Annotated in this window: 15 protein-coding genes and 1 pseudogene; 5 read left to right on the forward strand and 11 right to left on the reverse strand. The window is 42.8% G+C overall.

The window, feature by feature from the left end; genetic code table 11:
• Positions 1-251: 251 nt before the first annotated feature.
• The 3 genes from ACIQXH_RS05825 to ACIQXH_RS05835 all read right to left on the reverse strand — a co-directional run bounded on the left by ACIQXH_RS05825 (position 252) and on the right by ACIQXH_RS05835 (position 2,515).
• Positions 252-998 (reverse strand): amino acid ABC transporter ATP-binding protein, encoded by a 747-nt coding sequence (locus ACIQXH_RS05825; protein WP_403122640.1) that lies wholly within the window; start codon positions 996-998, stop codon positions 252-254.
• A gap of 14 nt (positions 999-1,012) precedes the next feature.
• Positions 1,013-1,672, reverse strand: a complete 660-nt coding sequence (locus ACIQXH_RS05830) for an amino acid ABC transporter permease (RefSeq protein ID WP_403122583.1) — start codon at positions 1,670-1,672, stop codon at positions 1,013-1,015.
• A 69-nt stretch (positions 1,673-1,741) separates the two neighbouring features.
• A complete protein-coding gene (locus tag ACIQXH_RS05835) occupies positions 1,742-2,515 on the reverse strand; it encodes an amino acid ABC transporter substrate-binding protein (RefSeq protein ID WP_402987076.1) in 774 nt (257 codons plus the stop codon).
• A 288-nt stretch (positions 2,516-2,803) separates the two neighbouring features.
• Between ACIQXH_RS05835 and ACIQXH_RS05840 the strand changes: the two genes are divergently transcribed.
• The gene (locus ACIQXH_RS05840; RefSeq protein WP_402874247.1) at positions 2,804-3,130 is read left to right on the forward strand and encodes a hypothetical protein; all 327 of its coding nucleotides are present in this window, start codon (positions 2,804-2,806) and stop codon (positions 3,128-3,130) included.
• A gap of 49 nt (positions 3,131-3,179) precedes the next feature.
• Here the strand turns inward: ACIQXH_RS05840 and ACIQXH_RS05845 are convergent, their stop codons facing one another.
• The 5 genes from ACIQXH_RS05845 to ssuD form a co-directional block, all read right to left on the reverse strand.
• A complete protein-coding gene (locus ACIQXH_RS05845) occupies positions 3,180-4,079 on the reverse strand; it encodes an aldo/keto reductase (protein ID WP_402874244.1) in 900 nt (299 codons plus the stop codon).
• Positions 4,080-4,101: 22 nt separating this feature from the next.
• The gene (locus ACIQXH_RS05850; protein ID WP_403122586.1) at positions 4,102-4,821 is read right to left on the reverse strand and encodes a carbohydrate ABC transporter permease; all 720 of its coding nucleotides are present in this window, start codon (positions 4,819-4,821) and stop codon (positions 4,102-4,104) included.
• Between the two features lie 106 nt (positions 4,822-4,927).
• Entirely contained in the window at positions 4,928-5,803 is an 876-nt protein-coding gene (locus ACIQXH_RS05855; RefSeq protein WP_402987402.1) for a carbohydrate ABC transporter permease, read from the reverse strand.
• 70 nt (positions 5,804-5,873) lie between these two features.
• On the reverse strand, positions 5,874-7,118 hold the full coding sequence (locus tag ACIQXH_RS05860) for an ABC transporter substrate-binding protein (RefSeq protein ID WP_402957373.1): 1,245 nt from the start codon (positions 7,116-7,118) through the stop codon (positions 5,874-5,876).
• A 28-nt stretch (positions 7,119-7,146) separates the two neighbouring features.
• Positions 7,147-8,193: an FMNH2-dependent alkanesulfonate monooxygenase gene (gene ssuD / locus ACIQXH_RS05865; protein WP_403122590.1), complete on the reverse strand. Its 1,047-nt coding sequence runs from the start codon at positions 8,191-8,193 to the stop codon at positions 7,147-7,149.
• Between the two features lie 742 nt (positions 8,194-8,935).
• Here ssuD and ACIQXH_RS05870 point away from each other — a divergent pair.
• Together ACIQXH_RS05870 and ACIQXH_RS05875 are read left to right on the forward strand one after the other, a co-directional pair.
• Complete coding sequence (locus tag ACIQXH_RS05870) at positions 8,936-9,148, forward strand: hypothetical protein (protein WP_403122593.1); 213 nt, start codon at positions 8,936-8,938, stop codon at positions 9,146-9,148.
• 263 nt (positions 9,149-9,411) lie between these two features.
• Positions 9,412-9,870 (forward strand): DinB family protein, encoded by a 459-nt coding sequence (locus ACIQXH_RS05875; RefSeq protein ID WP_403122643.1) that lies wholly within the window; start codon positions 9,412-9,414, stop codon positions 9,868-9,870.
• A gap of 779 nt (positions 9,871-10,649) precedes the next feature.
• Here the strand turns inward: ACIQXH_RS05875 and ACIQXH_RS05880 are convergent.
• Positions 10,650-11,543, reverse strand: a complete 894-nt coding sequence (locus ACIQXH_RS05880) for a hypothetical protein (protein ID WP_402874238.1) — start codon at positions 11,541-11,543, stop codon at positions 10,650-10,652.
• Between the two features lie 319 nt (positions 11,544-11,862).
• Between ACIQXH_RS05880 and ACIQXH_RS05885 the strand changes: the two genes are divergently transcribed.
• Both ACIQXH_RS05885 and ACIQXH_RS05890 read left to right on the forward strand, forming a co-directional pair.
• Positions 11,863-12,420: a DUF4256 domain-containing protein gene (locus ACIQXH_RS05885; protein ID WP_402874235.1), complete on the forward strand. Its 558-nt coding sequence runs from the start codon at positions 11,863-11,865 to the stop codon at positions 12,418-12,420.
• 166 nt (positions 12,421-12,586) lie between these two features.
• Positions 12,587-13,417 carry a hypothetical protein gene (locus ACIQXH_RS05890; protein WP_403122596.1) on the forward strand — a complete coding sequence of 277 codons (831 nt, stop codon included), beginning with the start codon at positions 12,587-12,589 and terminating at the stop codon, positions 13,415-13,417.
• 72 nt (positions 13,418-13,489) lie between these two features.
• On the opposite strand, the gene ACIQXH_RS05895 is transcribed toward ACIQXH_RS05890, so the two are convergent.
• Positions 13,490-14,251: an SDR family oxidoreductase gene (locus ACIQXH_RS05895; RefSeq protein ID WP_402874229.1), complete on the reverse strand. Its 762-nt coding sequence runs from the start codon at positions 14,249-14,251 to the stop codon at positions 13,490-13,492.
• Positions 14,252-14,427: 176 nt separating this feature from the next.
• A pseudogene (locus ACIQXH_RS05900) lies at positions 14,428-15,295 on the reverse strand (collagen-like protein); the annotation flags it as partial.

Genomic DNA, 15,295 nt, shown 5'->3' on the forward strand with positions numbered 1-15,295 from the left:
GACGACAGACTCCTCATAGGGGAAACTGTCGTCTTTTTTAGTGTTGAAGAACCAGCAGGGGTGTGAAAATACTTCACGTATTAGATCCGAGTGAAGTTTCCAATACCTTTCCATAAGGTCTTTTACCTGTTTACCATTCTCTTTAGACGTCAGCATTTCCAGCAATAGAAAAGAAACATCAAACCGTACCATAATAAGTGGGCATGAAAAAGGCGTTCCCCATCGGAAACGCCCCTCATCGATACTATGAATTATTTAAAGCTGCGTTTCAGGAATGCTTTCGTCCGGTCATGCTGTGGGTTCGTCAAGACGTCGTCCGGGTGTCCGGATTCGATGATTTCCCCATTGTCCATGAAGATGACCCGATTGGCCACTTCTTTGGCGAATTCCATTTCATGTGTGACGACGACCATCGTCATGTGCTCTTCAGCCAGGTCCTTCATTACTTTCAACACTTCGCCTGTCAATTCCGGATCCAAGGCGGAAGTCGGTTCGTCGAACAGCAGGATTTCAGGATTCATCATCAGAGCCCGGGCAATTGCTACCCTTTGTTTTTGGCCGCCGGATAGCTGGGCCGGTAATGCCGACGAACGGTTGGAGAGCCCGACCTTTTCCAATAGCTCCGCGCTTCGTTGCTGGATGACGTCATAGGATTCCTTTTTGGCCATTTTTGGCGCGATTTCAAGATTTTCTTTGACCGTTAAGTGCGGGAACAGGTTGAAATGCTGGAACACCATCCCCATTTTTGAGGTGATTTGCTTGAGTTCTTTTGGATTCGAGTAAACCCCATCCTTCACCATATATTCCCCGGAGACAGCGATGCTGCCACCATTTATTTCTTCAAGATGGACGAGGCTTCGGAGCATCGTGCTTTTCCCGGATCCGGAGGGACCGATCACGGCGACGACATCGTTTTTATTCACATCCAATGTGATCCGTTTTAGTACATCTAGCTTGCCATATGACTTTTTGAGGTTGGACACTTCAAGGATAGCCACATTCACCACTCCTTCTATTCGATTTTGTATCGTTTTTCGAGCCATTTAAAGAACATCGTTAATACGAGTGTAATCAACAGATAAATGATTCCTGCCAAGAAGAACGGAACGATCGTAAAGTCACGGTTCACCGCAGTCTGGGCAAAGTGTAGCAATTCCGGTACAGCCACGGCATAGAGCAACGCGGTATCTTTGACCAGTGTGACCGATTCATTCGAGATCGCAGGAAGAGCGACACGGAACATTTGCGGCAGGATGATTTTTCTCATCGTTTGCCATTTATTCAATCCAAGCACTTGGGCGGCTTCATATTGACCTTTTTCAACTGCCAACAGACCGCCGCGGAAGATTTCGGCGTAATAAGCTGCGTAGTTCAAGATGAAACCTAAACAAGCCGCAACGAAACGATCCAACACCATGTATTCACCAATTACAGGCAGCATCGGCAATCCAAAGCAGATAAATAACAATTGTAGCAATAGCGGCGTACCGCGCATCAAATATATGTAACCCTCAGCAAGCCAGGCGACAGGCTTGAATTTACTCCTGACAAGAAGGGTTAGCAGGAAGCCCAGTGGAATGGAAACGACAATGGCAATCAAAAACAAGAGGACCGTTATTTGGGCCCCTTCTAGCATGGGCTTCAGTATGGAAGTAAGATAATCTATAGACATGAATCGATTCCCCCAAAAACAAAACAGGGTTCCCAAAAGGAAATCCTGTTTGCCTAATATTGTTCGTTCTTATTTTAATACCTTATTTTCGCCAAACCATTTCTCAGAGATTTTAGCGGCAGTGCCATCTTCATTCATTTCATCCAGTGCTTTTTGAAGGTCTTTCAGAAGATCTTCCTTTCCTTTTTTCACGCCTACTCCATATTGCTCCGGAGAAAGTGATTCATCCAGTACCTTGAATGTAGCTTCTTCTTTGGACATATAATAATCAATGACCACTTCATCAATGACTACGGCATCCAGACGGCCAGCCTTCAGGTCACTTAGGGCCAAGACGTTATCGGAGTATTCCGTGATCGTCTTGACCTCGGATTTAATCGGATTAGCATTCAATGCATCTGATGCGGAAGAAAGCGATTGAAGACCGACGACTTTACCTGCTAAATCATCAAGCTTAGTCAACTTGGAATCTTCAAGCGTCACGACCACCTGTGCATTTTCCAAGTAAGGTTTTGTGAAAAGGACCTTTTCCTTACGCTCATCCGTAATGGTGTACCCGTTCCAGATAAGGTCGATACGTCCACTACTTAACTCGGATTCTTTCGTTTTCCAGTCAATTGGTTGAAATTCAGCTTCTACACCCATTTTTTCAGTGGCGGCTTTGGCATAATCGATGTCAAAACCAGTAATTTCATTATCCTCATCACGGAATCCCATCGGGGCAAATTTATCATCGATTCCAATCACCAGCTTGTCTTCTTTTTCCTCGGAATTGGAGGAACAGGCTGCAAGAAGTGAAAACATTGCGATTATCGTTAATATGAATATACTTGAACGTTTCATTTCAGAAAAACCACCTTTGGCTGATTGTTGTTCTCTATGCTTTAGTTTACTAATGTACTAAAGTTAACATACACTAAAACTGATTGTCAACGGAATTTTTTAGGATGTTAGTCCCTCCTCGAAACCAAGACCATTCCCCCACTCCTGCCTGACTTCTTTGTACCTTCACACTCAAAATTTCAAACTTCTTGCAAAAAGTATGGAAAAACGGCAACAAGAGTTTTACTATTATTCTTGGGTATATATTCAATACGTATTTTGATTGAGCTAGATAGGAGAAGAGTGAGCATGAACAGACGCGAAATAATCGTGAAAGAATTTAAAAACAAGCCTTATAATAAGCAGTATCTCCTTTCTTTTCTAGAATCGTTGGGTTACAAAGACATAGAGGTTACGTTGACGGATGATAAGAAGTATTTGAGATACTATATGAAAGAATCGGAAGAGGCCAGAACCTTATTCATCAAGTGTGACCCGGCTGGAACGATCAACCAGATATCTTTATATAAAGGAAATCTTAAACAGTTTAAATCCGCTCCACTCGGCTACGGGTTATTATTACTAGCCATTGTCGTTGTGGCTATCGGCACTTGGTTCTTGATGACCAGATTTTAACCATAATAAAAAGGCAGGCACCGATTGAGGCGCCTGCCTTTTTTTTGCATCAATCCACATCCCGGCCACGAGAGCTGACCCAGATTTCATACCATTGCTGCCTGTCGAGCTTAAGCGATAGGCTATTAACCGCTGATTGAATGCGTTCAATCCGTCCGGATCCCACGATTGGCATGATGCCAGCCGGATGCTTCATCAACCATGCGTACATGACTTCGTCCATATCGTTCGCCCCGATTTCAGCCGCGGTTTTCTTCAGGGCGTCTCGCACCCTGATTGCCTTTTCCGTTTCACTGGTGAAGATAAGTCCCTGATTGAGCGGCGACCAGGCCATTGGCGGCATCTTCTTCTCGATGCACTGGTCCAGTACGCCATTCTCGAAGTTGTCTCGGTACATGACGGAAAGCTCTACCTGGTTCGTCACAAGCGGCATGTCCAAGGATGCCTGAAGCATGTTCACTTGTGATGGAAGATAGTTGGATACGCCAAAATGCCTGACTTTCCCTTGTTTTTTCAAAAGTGTAAAGGCTTCCGCTACTTCATCGGGATCGAGGAGCACATCCGGGCGGTGCAACAAGAGGACATCAATATAGTCCGTGTTCAGTTCCTTTAAGGATCGCTCGGCCGACTCGATGATATGCTCCTTGCTTGAATCATAGTGATTGAGCGAGAAGCCATTTTTGCCATTGGCGAGCTTAATGCCGCACTTCGTCACGATTTCCATTCGGTCCCGAAGGTCGGGTTTCGCTTTCAGCACCTTGCCGAAAAGCCCTTCGCATGTGTAATCACCGTAAATATTTGCGTTATCGAATGTAGTGATTCCCAACTCGAGACATTGCTCGGTCAGAGTTAAGAATTCCTGTGTGGACTTATTCCAGTCCGCCGCCCTCCAGTGCCCGTGGACGATTCTTGAAAAAGACAATCCTTCTTGCAGTGTAACTCGTTCCATAACCGACACCTCTTCCTATTTATTAGCCTTTCACCGCTCCGGCCGTCATGCCGGCGATGAAGTACTTTTGCAAAAATACATAGATAATGACCATTGGCGCTGAAGCAATGATGACTCCCGTAAACAGAAGCGGATAATTCGTCATGTATTCACCCTGAAATTCCAGTAAGGCAAGCGGCAGGGTCTTGAACTCGTCTTGCGTGATGAACAGAAGCGGATATAAGAGATCGTTCCAGTGCATCACGAACAGGAAGATGGCCGTTGCCGATAAGGACGGCAGGGATAGTGGCAAGACAATGCGGGTATACATCTGCCAGTTGCCAGCACCGTCCATGATGGCTGCCTCGAATATCGTCTTCGGCAGGGACTTCATGAATCCGGTCAGGATGAACACCCCGACTGGCATCGTCACCGCTATATTGACAATCATCAACCCGACAAGGCTGTTCGTCAATCCTAAATCATACATGAGCTGATAAAGCGGAATCATGTTCGTTTGGGCGGGTACCATCATTCCGAGTGCGAAGAAACTGAACAATAGTCCACCGGCCCAGCCACCCATCCTCACAATTGAAAAGGCAATCAGGCTGGCAAAAAACAAGGTCAGGATGACGGATACCAACGTGACGGTCAAGCTGTTCTTAAAGTAGGTTCCCATCGACTGGTCGATGAACACATTGACATAATTATCGAACTGAAAGGATTCCGGCAACCCCAGCACATTGCTGTACATTTCAGACATTGGCTTGAACGTCGACAGGAAGATCGTCAGGATCGGAATGATGATCAATGACGCATAGAGAAGCATCAGTACCGTTTTTGAAAGTTTCATAGCTGCGGTCTCCCCCCTAATAGTTTACTCGATCGGCCCGTAAGGCTTTGAATTGTATATATGTAATAACTGCCATCAGAATCATGAACAGGACCGATTCAGCTGAAGCGTAACCGAACTTGAAGCTACGAAACGCCGTGGTATAGATGAAGGTTGCCAGAATTTCCGTCGAGTAGTTTGGCCCCCCTTTGGTCATCGCGAAGATCAAGTCGAACGCCTTGAACGACTGAATCGTCGTATAGGCAATGACGATGGTCGCTGCCGGTGCGACAAGCGGCCAGGTGACAGTAAGGAACGTCTGCCAGCGGTTGGCCCCTTCAATTTTTGCCACCTCATACAATTCGCTTGGAATCGCCTGAAGTCCGGCGACGAAGATGATCAGCATCTGCCCCGTATGGAACCAAACTTGAACGGCTGCAATCGAGAAGATGGCGATATCCTCATCTCCCAGCCAATTCTGTGAAAGAGACTCGAGGTTCAGGCCAGAAAGCAGGCTTGATAATAACCCCATGTTCGGGTCATAAATGAAGGTCCAGATGAACGCGACCGATACCGAGGAAAGGATCGTCGGGAAAAAGTATAACGCCCGGAGAAACACATTGACCTTCGTGTTTTTGATCAAAAATAAGGCGAACAGCAGCGACAGGATCGTCTGGAAAATCACGACGAACAGCATGAACTTGATGTTATTCGTAAAGGCCTTCGCAAAAATGCTGTCCTCGGTCACTAGCTTCACATAGTTATCGAACCCGACGAACTGATAATCGGGTGTGATGCCATCCCAGTTTGTGAAGGAATAGAAAAGGGCGCTAAGCGTAGGATAGATGAAAAAGATGAGATACATAAGTAAACCTGGTGCAATAAACAGGAACAATCGTTTATTCTTCTTCAGCACGATGCACAACCTCCCCTAACAGACAAAAGAAAGAGAGAGAGAAAGATCTTCTCCCTCCGTACGCTTTTCATTCATCGATATTTTGTTTGACGATTTTCTGGGCGTCACTTGCCGCTTTATCCGGTTCCGTGCCGCCGATGACTGCCTGGATGGAAGACAGGACGGCTTTTTCCACGTTCGCGTTGGTGATGGTATATCTTGGCTGGAATCTTGTATTTTTATCCATCCATTCCGTTGAATCCTTCAGAATATCGGACTCATACTCGACATCGTTCAGTGTTAAAAGCTGACCCGTTTCATTGGCATAGGCCGACGCGTTTTCAGGCTCTGTTAAGAAGTCGATGAACTTCTTGGCTGCTTCCTGTTTCTTCGATTTGCTGTTCACCGCCAGCATGAAGGTTGTCGTATGGACGCCTTCGAATTTTGCCTCATCCTCGGAAACCGTAATCGGTGCCAGCATCTTCAGCTTGATATCCGGATTGAGTGCCTGGATGTTCGCCATCGCGAAGGACCCAGTCCCCAGCATCGCCGCTTTTTCCTGTGCCACCAAGGCAATGGCACCGTCATGCTTCACGCTTAAGGAGTCTTTTGAAATGTATCCTTTATCAACTAGCTCCTTAAATTGCGACAGGGTTTTGACCCACCATTCTTCAGTCAGCTCATTCTCGCCATTAACTAATTTTGTGAAAACTTCTTCGTCCGGAGCATTGTTCATGACCATCGAGTTGATCAGCTGACCTGGGCCAATATCGGCTCCTGGGAAAGCGATGGGCAGGTAGCCCGCCTTTTTCAACTTTTCGCATAGGGCAAGGAAGCCATCCCAGTCCTTGGCAGGTTCTAGTCCCAATTTTTCAAAAAGGCCGACATTGTAAACGGGCTGGTTGAAGACAAGCTGAAGCGGAAGCGCCAATTGCTTCCCGTCATCCTGTCCGGCTTCAATCAGGCTTTCATTGAATTTCCCAACAAACTCTTCACCGCTAAGATCCGTGAATAGATCGGCTTTCTTCAGAATCTCAAATTGCGATCCCGGGAACGCCGTGAAGACATCCCCTGTCGAGCCGTCCTTCAGGATGGTCTGGGCAGTAGATTGGTATTCCTCGGACGGGTATACCGTCATATTGACTTTGATATCCGGGTTTTCTTTTTCGAATTTAGAAATTTGCTCCTTGAAGGCCTTGTTGTCTTCCCCACGCCAGTGGATGAAGCTGATTGTCGTTTTCCCGCCGTCGTCTGTAGAGCTTTTCGAAGAACATCCGATGACAAGGACCGCCATCATCATACATATAAATAAAACCGAAAACTTTCTTTTCATGTGATTCCCCCCTATCTTTCTTCTCTTTTCAATCCTTTAATTTTGGAAAAAGCAATTCCGCAACCCTATATGATTCTTCCAGGTGTGGATAACCAGATAGAATGAAAGTGTCTACACCCGCTTCCTGGTACTTTTTCATATTGCTAGCCACTTGGTCGGGATTTCCCACCAAAGCCGTTCCTGCCCCTTCCCGGGCCAAACCGATTCCTCCCCAAAGTCCAGGACTGATTTCAAGCGAATCCCTGTTTTTGTACGAGATATCGCTCATCCTGTTCTGCGCATTGGAATCGAAGCCAGCCATCTTCTTTCTCATTTCATCAATTGTATGTTGATCTACATACTTGATTAGTTCATCCGCTGCGGCCCACGCTTCCTCCTCCGTCTCCCTGACGATCACATGAAGCCTTATGCCAAACTTCACCTCTCGCCCTTGTTGTTTCGCCAACTCCCTTACCGTGTCGATTCTTGTTTTGACCACATCGACCGGTTCACCCCATGTCAGATAATGATCGACATGCTTCGCCGCCACTTCATAAGCAGAAGCTGATGTCCCGCCAATGTATAAGGCCGGAGATTGCTTTGGAGTGGAAGGATGGAGTTGACTATTCTCAATATTAAAATAATTCCCTTTAAAGGTTACGGATTCCTGCTTAAATAATTGATTCCATATAGATAAAAACTCGCCGCTCATTTCATAGCGTTGATCATGAGTCAAATGAAGTCCGTCCCCGGCCAATTCTTTGGGGTCCCCACCCTGTACGATATTCAGCAGGAGGCGTCCTCCCGAAATTTTATTCAGAGTTGCCGCCATCCGCGCAGCAACGGGCGGAGCGACGAATCCAGGACGGACCGCAACCAGGAATTTCATCCGCTTCGTCAATGGGACAAGACTCGACGCGATCACCCAAGAATCTTCACAAGCAACACCCGTCGGCAGCAGCGCCCCGTCAAATCCGAGCGTGTCGACAGCCTTTGCCACCTGCTCAATATAACCAAACGTGACCTCACGCTTACCATGCTCCGTACCCAAATACCTGCCTTCTCCCGCCGTCGGTAAAAACCAAAAAACCTCCATGCCTATATCCCCCTTTTAAAATAAAAAAAACCAAACGCAAATCACCCATAGATATGGGTCGATGCCTTTGGTTTTCCAATCAGCTAATTATTCTTATTTGTTTACTGTGTTTTGTAATTACTAGCTAGTATAGTCGGATTGACCCACTGTGTCAAACCTTTTTTAATCAGGCATCTCCCTATTATTTAATGCCCGGGAGAAGAATTGGTGAAGAGGAATTCTTTAGAGGAATGCTAATCCTTTAACATAAGAAAAAGGAGCTACAATCGGAGGAATTTTGCAGTTTTTTTTAAAAGTTTTCATAGGCGTGGATGCCCATGTATTGTACCTGTAAGAATTTGTTCAGTGTGTTAATCGTTTGTTATTGATCCAAACGTATCTCCCCCTTAAAATAATCGTCTTATTATTCCACCTCCAGTGAAAATTATGGGCAGTATGTTTCTCTGATAGTAGCTTAGATGCATTAGACCGGAAAAGGACCTGTAGAGGACCGTCAAAGCTTCATAGAACTTGCATGTAGGGTCTTTTGAATAATCGGTAATCGTGTGTATTGAAAGAAGGATAAATATGATAAAATTAATAATAATTGGAATATATACTACTTAGAGATGGGGATTTGAATTGAAGAACGTTAAAAGACAAAGAATTATTCTAAGATTAAGTGTGCTCGTAGGTGCATTTATCCTTTTATCGGTCTATGAATACCTGGACACTCAAAAGAAGGTAGAACAGAGTCGGATTCATGAAAGAAAGCAATAAAATTATAAATGAATTTGATATTATATCAATCGGCGTCCGTGAGGATAAGAAAACGATTACCGTTTATGTACCGAGAGAGGGGAAAAATCAGAATCGAATCGCCTTTTCTGTGAAGAATATCGCCAAAGAGCATGCTATGGAAGATTTCAAAGTCAAGGTGAGTGCCATAAAAGACGGTGACCCCCTTGTCGATTAAAAGCTTTGCCTCGGATTTACCCTTTTGCATGCTTCAGACAGGATCGAGTTTCAGGTAGTTTAAAAGACTACCAATTGGAGGTCTTTTAAATGATCTACAGCTAATCACTTAATGTGAGTTTCATAACTACACCTTGGATACTGCCATAAATCGATAGAAACGAAAGAATCATAAGAAGGTAAACTACTATATTTGCCTTTTCATCAAAGGTAATATCCATACTAAATTTTCTTATTTAAGGGGCGAACCATATTTTGTTAGATATGTTTTTATATAATTGGCAGGTTAGAGAAGACTGGTTCAAATGGTGTGAAAGTTTATCTATAGAAGAGTTACGTGCTGAAAGAGTAGGTGGTATGGGGAGTATTCTCAAAAATCTTGTACATATTATCGATTGCGAACTTATTTGGACGAACCATATGCTTCAAGAACCTATTGATTATCCTGAAAAAGATACCATCTCCGATTTAAAGGATGTAATAAAATTTTCTCATTTCACCAAAACAGTAACTGAAAAGTCCCTTCATGATTCTACTGATTTTGAGAAGCGTAACATAAAAATCAATAGTAAGAACGGAACTACGTATACCTTTACATGCGCAAAGATCCTTCTCCATATCATAACCCACGAGATTCATCATATTGGGCAATTATCAATTTGGTCGAGAGAAATGGGATTAATACCAATCTCTTCGGATTTAATTATAAGGGATTACTCTTAATATAATATGCCCCTCGTTGTTTTCGTAAAGGGATAACGAGTCTTTCCCGTTAGTTACATAAAAGAGGCGCTGCCATGTATCCAAAATCATTGGGAATAAAAAGTAATAATCTTAATTTTAAGAATATTAATACATTTTTGTTGTGTTTAATAGTATTATGTATTCATAATATTGAAGAAATGAGGGCGAATTACTAGTGCTCAATAGACAACAGAATGATAAGCAAGATGTATATGATCGGGCATTTTTCGGGAAACCAGGATGTATGATAATAGTCATTTTATTTATAATTGTTTACTTTACAGCAAAGTCATACTTTAATTGGTAGGAAAGGCTATTAATAAGTATAAAAGGAACCCTCTTCACATAAAAGACCTTCATAAAGATTTGGAGTTCTTTTATGTGAAGAGCTTTATAAAGGATTTGTATTGATTTTTCACTTACTCACTAGATTCAGAAATCCTGAGGATGTTATTCCGTTCCAAACAATGGCGCTTAAGCGCCTAGTTATAACGTTACCTGAGAATGAAAATGGAGGATGGGAATATAATCCTTCGCATATATTAGTTGTATTTTCGAAATAAGAACACAATATATTGATGAAGCTTTATACAAAAAACAGCTGTCGACTTTGTCGACAGCCTGAGACGAACTCATTTAAGGTTCGTCTTTTTCTTTTTAAAGTTTTTAAAAAGTTTTACAAGCATTAAAATGATAAATAATATCATTACTACTGTAAACGCTGCTGTTACTACAAAAGACATAGAGGTTCCTTCTTTCTATCTTAAAATTGAGTTTTTGGTTATTTTACCTTTTGCATTCGATTCAACATTAACTCTTAAGTATTTTTCTTGCAATTTAAGACCATGCCCTTTAACTGTAAAACCTAAAATTGCGCTACCTTCTTGATAAGCAATTCTTCTTGAGCTACTAGGCTTTTGTATTGCACTTTTCTTTTCAACTACATCAATAAGAATTCCTGCAACATTTTCTGTTTTCATATAGTTCCCAGTTCTTCTGGCAGTCACTTTTTTTCCATCATAAGTAAATTCTGCACCTATATATGCCGTAACTAGTTTTAAACTTTTTATAGCTGTATCATAAATACTTCTTGAGTGTGAAGCATTTTTTATTTTCTTCTTTGAAGTTGCAGCGTATGCTTTATCAACAAATAGATTATCAACAAATGTAAATAAGTTAAGGTCAGTATTTTCATCTACTTCCCTTTCTGCTGATTCTTTAAATTCATCTACTATAACAAAATTATCGTCGAAAGTTACACTAAGATTTTCATTGATCTCAAAAGTTTCAGGTTCTATATTAGTTTCTAATTCTATTGACTTATGTAAATCATGATTTATAGTTTTTAATTTCTTTTCAATACCTTTATTTAACGTTTCTTGAGTATTCTCTTTTAACGTCTGCGAGATTATAGAATTAACAGATTTACTGCTCGTTTTAGTTTTTTCTTCGATTTCCGAAATAATATTTTCTCTATCAATAATAATTTTTTTTCGTTCGGAATTATTGAATTTTATTTTTATATCGTCATTATTTTGTGCTTGTACTGTATTTCCTTTTAATTCACTAGCTTGTACATTCAATGTTTCAGTTAAAAATATACTAATAAATAATACGCTTACAAAAAAAACAGTAAGTATTTTCTTTATCATTTTAAGGACTCCCCTTTTTTTTTACAAAAGTAAGCATATAAAAAAAAAGAAAGATTTAATATAAGTAAAAAGTCCTTAATTAACATTAGAACCCCTGATTTGACCGATCTCGGCTGAATTCAAGGGTTGACTCGTGTTTTGGCTTCAGTAGGGTGCTTTATGTGAACTAGATATGAAATTAATATAGTATTCATGTGATATTTTGAGCCTTGTTCAACTAATGGGCCAGATTGTGGAGGAATCGACTTACTTAATGTTATAAAGCAATTTTATATATACTTAAACCATTATTAGTAAAAATAATAAGGGGGAAACTAATATGGCTTTGGAGTTGTCACTAGAACAACGTGAAGAATTACTCAAAGCATTGAAAGTCCGTTTTGAGAAAAACATGAGCCGCCATAAAGGTCTTGAATGGGCTAACGTTCAAGCAAAATTGGAGGCTAATACTAAAAAGATGTGGTCGCTCAATGAGATGGAAAGAACTGGCGGCGAACCAGATGTTGTTGGTCATGATAAAAAGAAGGACGAATACATTTTTTACGATTGTTCAACGGAAAGTCCTAAAGGTCGCAGAAGTGTTTGTTACGATCGTGAAGGGCTTGAGACAAGAAAAAAATATAAACCGGAAAATAACGCGATTGATATGGCAACTACCATGGGCATTGAACTTTTAACAGAAGAACAATATCGAGCGTTGCAAAAAATCGGAAATTTCGATATGAAAACGTCGAGTTGGGTGCAAACCCCCTCTGATATTAGAGAACTTGGCGGTGCCCTTTTTTGCGATTTTCGTTTCGGGCACGTTTTCATTTACCACAATGGAGCTGAATCATACTATGCTGCCAGAGGGTTTCGTGGCTCGCTTAAGGTTTAGAGTTTGCACAGGCAGCTACATACGAATGTGAAACTGAATCACCTAAGGGAGTGACTTCATTTCATTCTTCCTCTATTTGGCCGGGTAGTTGGATTAGAGTTCCTGAATAAAGGGTAATTTCATGGTAAGGTTTACGTAAAGAACATCAATAATCATGAAAAGAGGGATGACGCTGAAATATCTAATCGTACTAACCTTTATGATGGTGATGATGACTGCTTGCGGAAATGAAGAGAAAGAAGCGGTACAAAAACAAAATCCTGAACAAACGGTGGATGTTGAAACAGATAAGAGCCAGACAGAAGAGCCAAATACTGAAACAGATAAGGAGCAAACGGAAGAGGTAAAGACAGAAACAAAAGAAGTGGATAAACCAAATACGAATGTAGCAAGTGATAGCAAAGCTGAAAAAGCCGATTTCCAAAGTATCATTCCAAGTGACTGGGGCATTAAGCTACCAACAGATTTCCCTGTGACCAAAGGAAAACATGTAACGGCTATCGCGTCTTCAACTCAGAATAAAGCGACTTTTACATTTTATAACACAGACAAACAACTAGAGATCAACGATCCAAAGATAAAAGAAACGGGGCAATTAGTTGGCAAGTTGGTCATTACTCGATATGAAACGGAAAAAGCAGCAAGTGAAGAAATCGATCAAACCGTTTTCTCAGATGGTGAAGCTGTTGATTTAGGGCATGGCATAACGGGGTATCAGGATGCAGGAGCAGGTTCATTATTTACAAGTTGGAATGAAGGACGCTGGGCCATTATAGCCCGTTCCACAACAGAAAAGTCAGAAGAAAGCTTAGCGACAGCGAAGGAAACTGTAGAATTTTTGGAAACGCATATGATGCCTGTTCCTAAGAAATATGGGCAATTGCATATCGATGCAAACGATACAGGCAGCCTTGCAAAGTGGCAAAAACAAAAGTTTGTTTATACGCTAACTGATTTTGGCGACAACACGCTTAATTCGCTGGTTACCTTTAAATAAATACACTTTTTGTATCTTGATTAAGAAGGCCGCTAATTGGCGGCCTTCTTTGTATGATCATTATAACCTCAACTAAAATGCTGCGGTCCAGCCTGCATCTGCGGTTATGACTGTGCCATTTACAAAGCTTGAGTCGTCTGAACCCAGGAATAGGGCCACTTTTGCAATTTCTTCAGATTGGCCTGCACGAGGGATGACAGATTGTGGGATTTTCGTACGGCTTGAACCAAATTCATTCAGATTTTTCATGCCGGCCGTAATATTGGTCATAACGGCTCCGGGTGCGATGGCATTACAGCGAATCCCTTTATTGGCATACATAAAGCCTGTATTTTTTGTGAATCCGACCACTGCATGCTTTGAAGCCGTATATGCAGCGCCGGCATGTGCTCCGTTCAGTCCACCTGTAGAAGCCGTATTGACGATGACACCTTGTCCTTTTTCCAAGAAAATCGGCAAGGCCTTACGGGTGGCACGCATGACACCTTTTGTGTTGATGTTAAAGATCCGATCCCATTTATCATCATCGATATCACCCGCTGGTTCGAAGCCATCCATAATTCCTGCGTTATTGACCAGGATATCTAATGTGCCATATTCTGATACAGCGGTATCAATCATATGATCAATATCTGCTTGTTCCCCGACATTTACTTTTATCGCTTTAGCCGTTCCGCCATTACTTTCGATGGCATCTGCGACCTTTTTCGCACCATCCATATCAAGGTCTGCGAGAATGACTTTGGCTCCTTCTTTAGCATACAATTCCGCAATCGCTTTCCCCATACCCGATGCTGCACCTGTTACCACGGCTACTTTATTTTGAAGTTTCATATTTATCCCTCCTATTAAGGTTTTTCAATCAATGAATGCGTTCATAGCTTTTCCAACCCTCCTGCTTTTCATGTACTGTACCTCTGGGTAACCACCAAACAATTTTCTCCTATGTAAAAAAAGGGAACTGTCTCCAGTTCCTCAAAAAGAATAGAATTTTTTTCTAAGGCCTGATTTTATACCAGCTGTTCAATCACGATGGATGCACTTAGGACAGCTGCAGATGCCGGACCGCTTATCGTATTATTCAGTGAAGTACCCCCGTCAATATTACGTAAAGTAAGAACGGTGCCCGCAGGCAATGTCACGATAACTTGTCCGCTATACGTTTGGTTACCAGATCCACTGCCATAATTGGAACCTGCTATTTGATCATCTCCAGCGAATAAGGCGAATGCTGACGTACCTTGTTGTGGATTTACTTCATACGTGATGAGGTACGTGCCTGCTTGCGAAATCGTGATCTCTGCGTCCCCCTCAGTATGATCAACGAACCCTGCAGGTACGATGCTTCCGTTAGTGTTAAACGTCACTGAATCATTTCCAGCAAGAGTTTGAGCTGTTGTGTCATAAATAAAAGCGAAGCCAGGTATCGTTCCTGTTGCCCCTGTCGCTCCTGTTGCCCCTGTCGCTCCTGTTGCTCCCGTTGCTCCCGTGGCTCCGGTTGCTCCGGTTGCTCCTGTTGCCCCTGTTGCTCCCGTGGCTCCTGTTGCTCCTGTTGCTCCCGTGGCCCCTGTTGCTCCGGTTGCCCCTGTTGCTCCTGTTGCTCCCGTGGCTCCGGTTGCTCCTGTCGCTCCTGTTGCTCCTGTTGCTCCCGTGGCTCCTGTCGCTCCTGTTGCTCCTGTCGCTCCTGTTGCTCCTGTTGCTCCTGTTGCTCCTGTTGCTCCCGTGGCTCCCGTGGCCCCTGTTGCTCCGGTTGCTCCTGTTGCTCCTGTTGCTCCTGTTGCTCCTGTTGCTCCTGTTGCTCCTGTTGCTCCTGTTGCTCCCGTGGCTCCTGTTGCTCCTGTTGCTCCTGTTGCTCCTGTTGCTCCTGTTGCTCCTGTT

Source organism: Peribacillus sp. NPDC097225, from assembly GCF_044761955.1.
In the GTDB taxonomy this organism is placed as follows: domain Bacteria; phylum Bacillota; class Bacilli; order Bacillales; family DSM-1321; genus Peribacillus.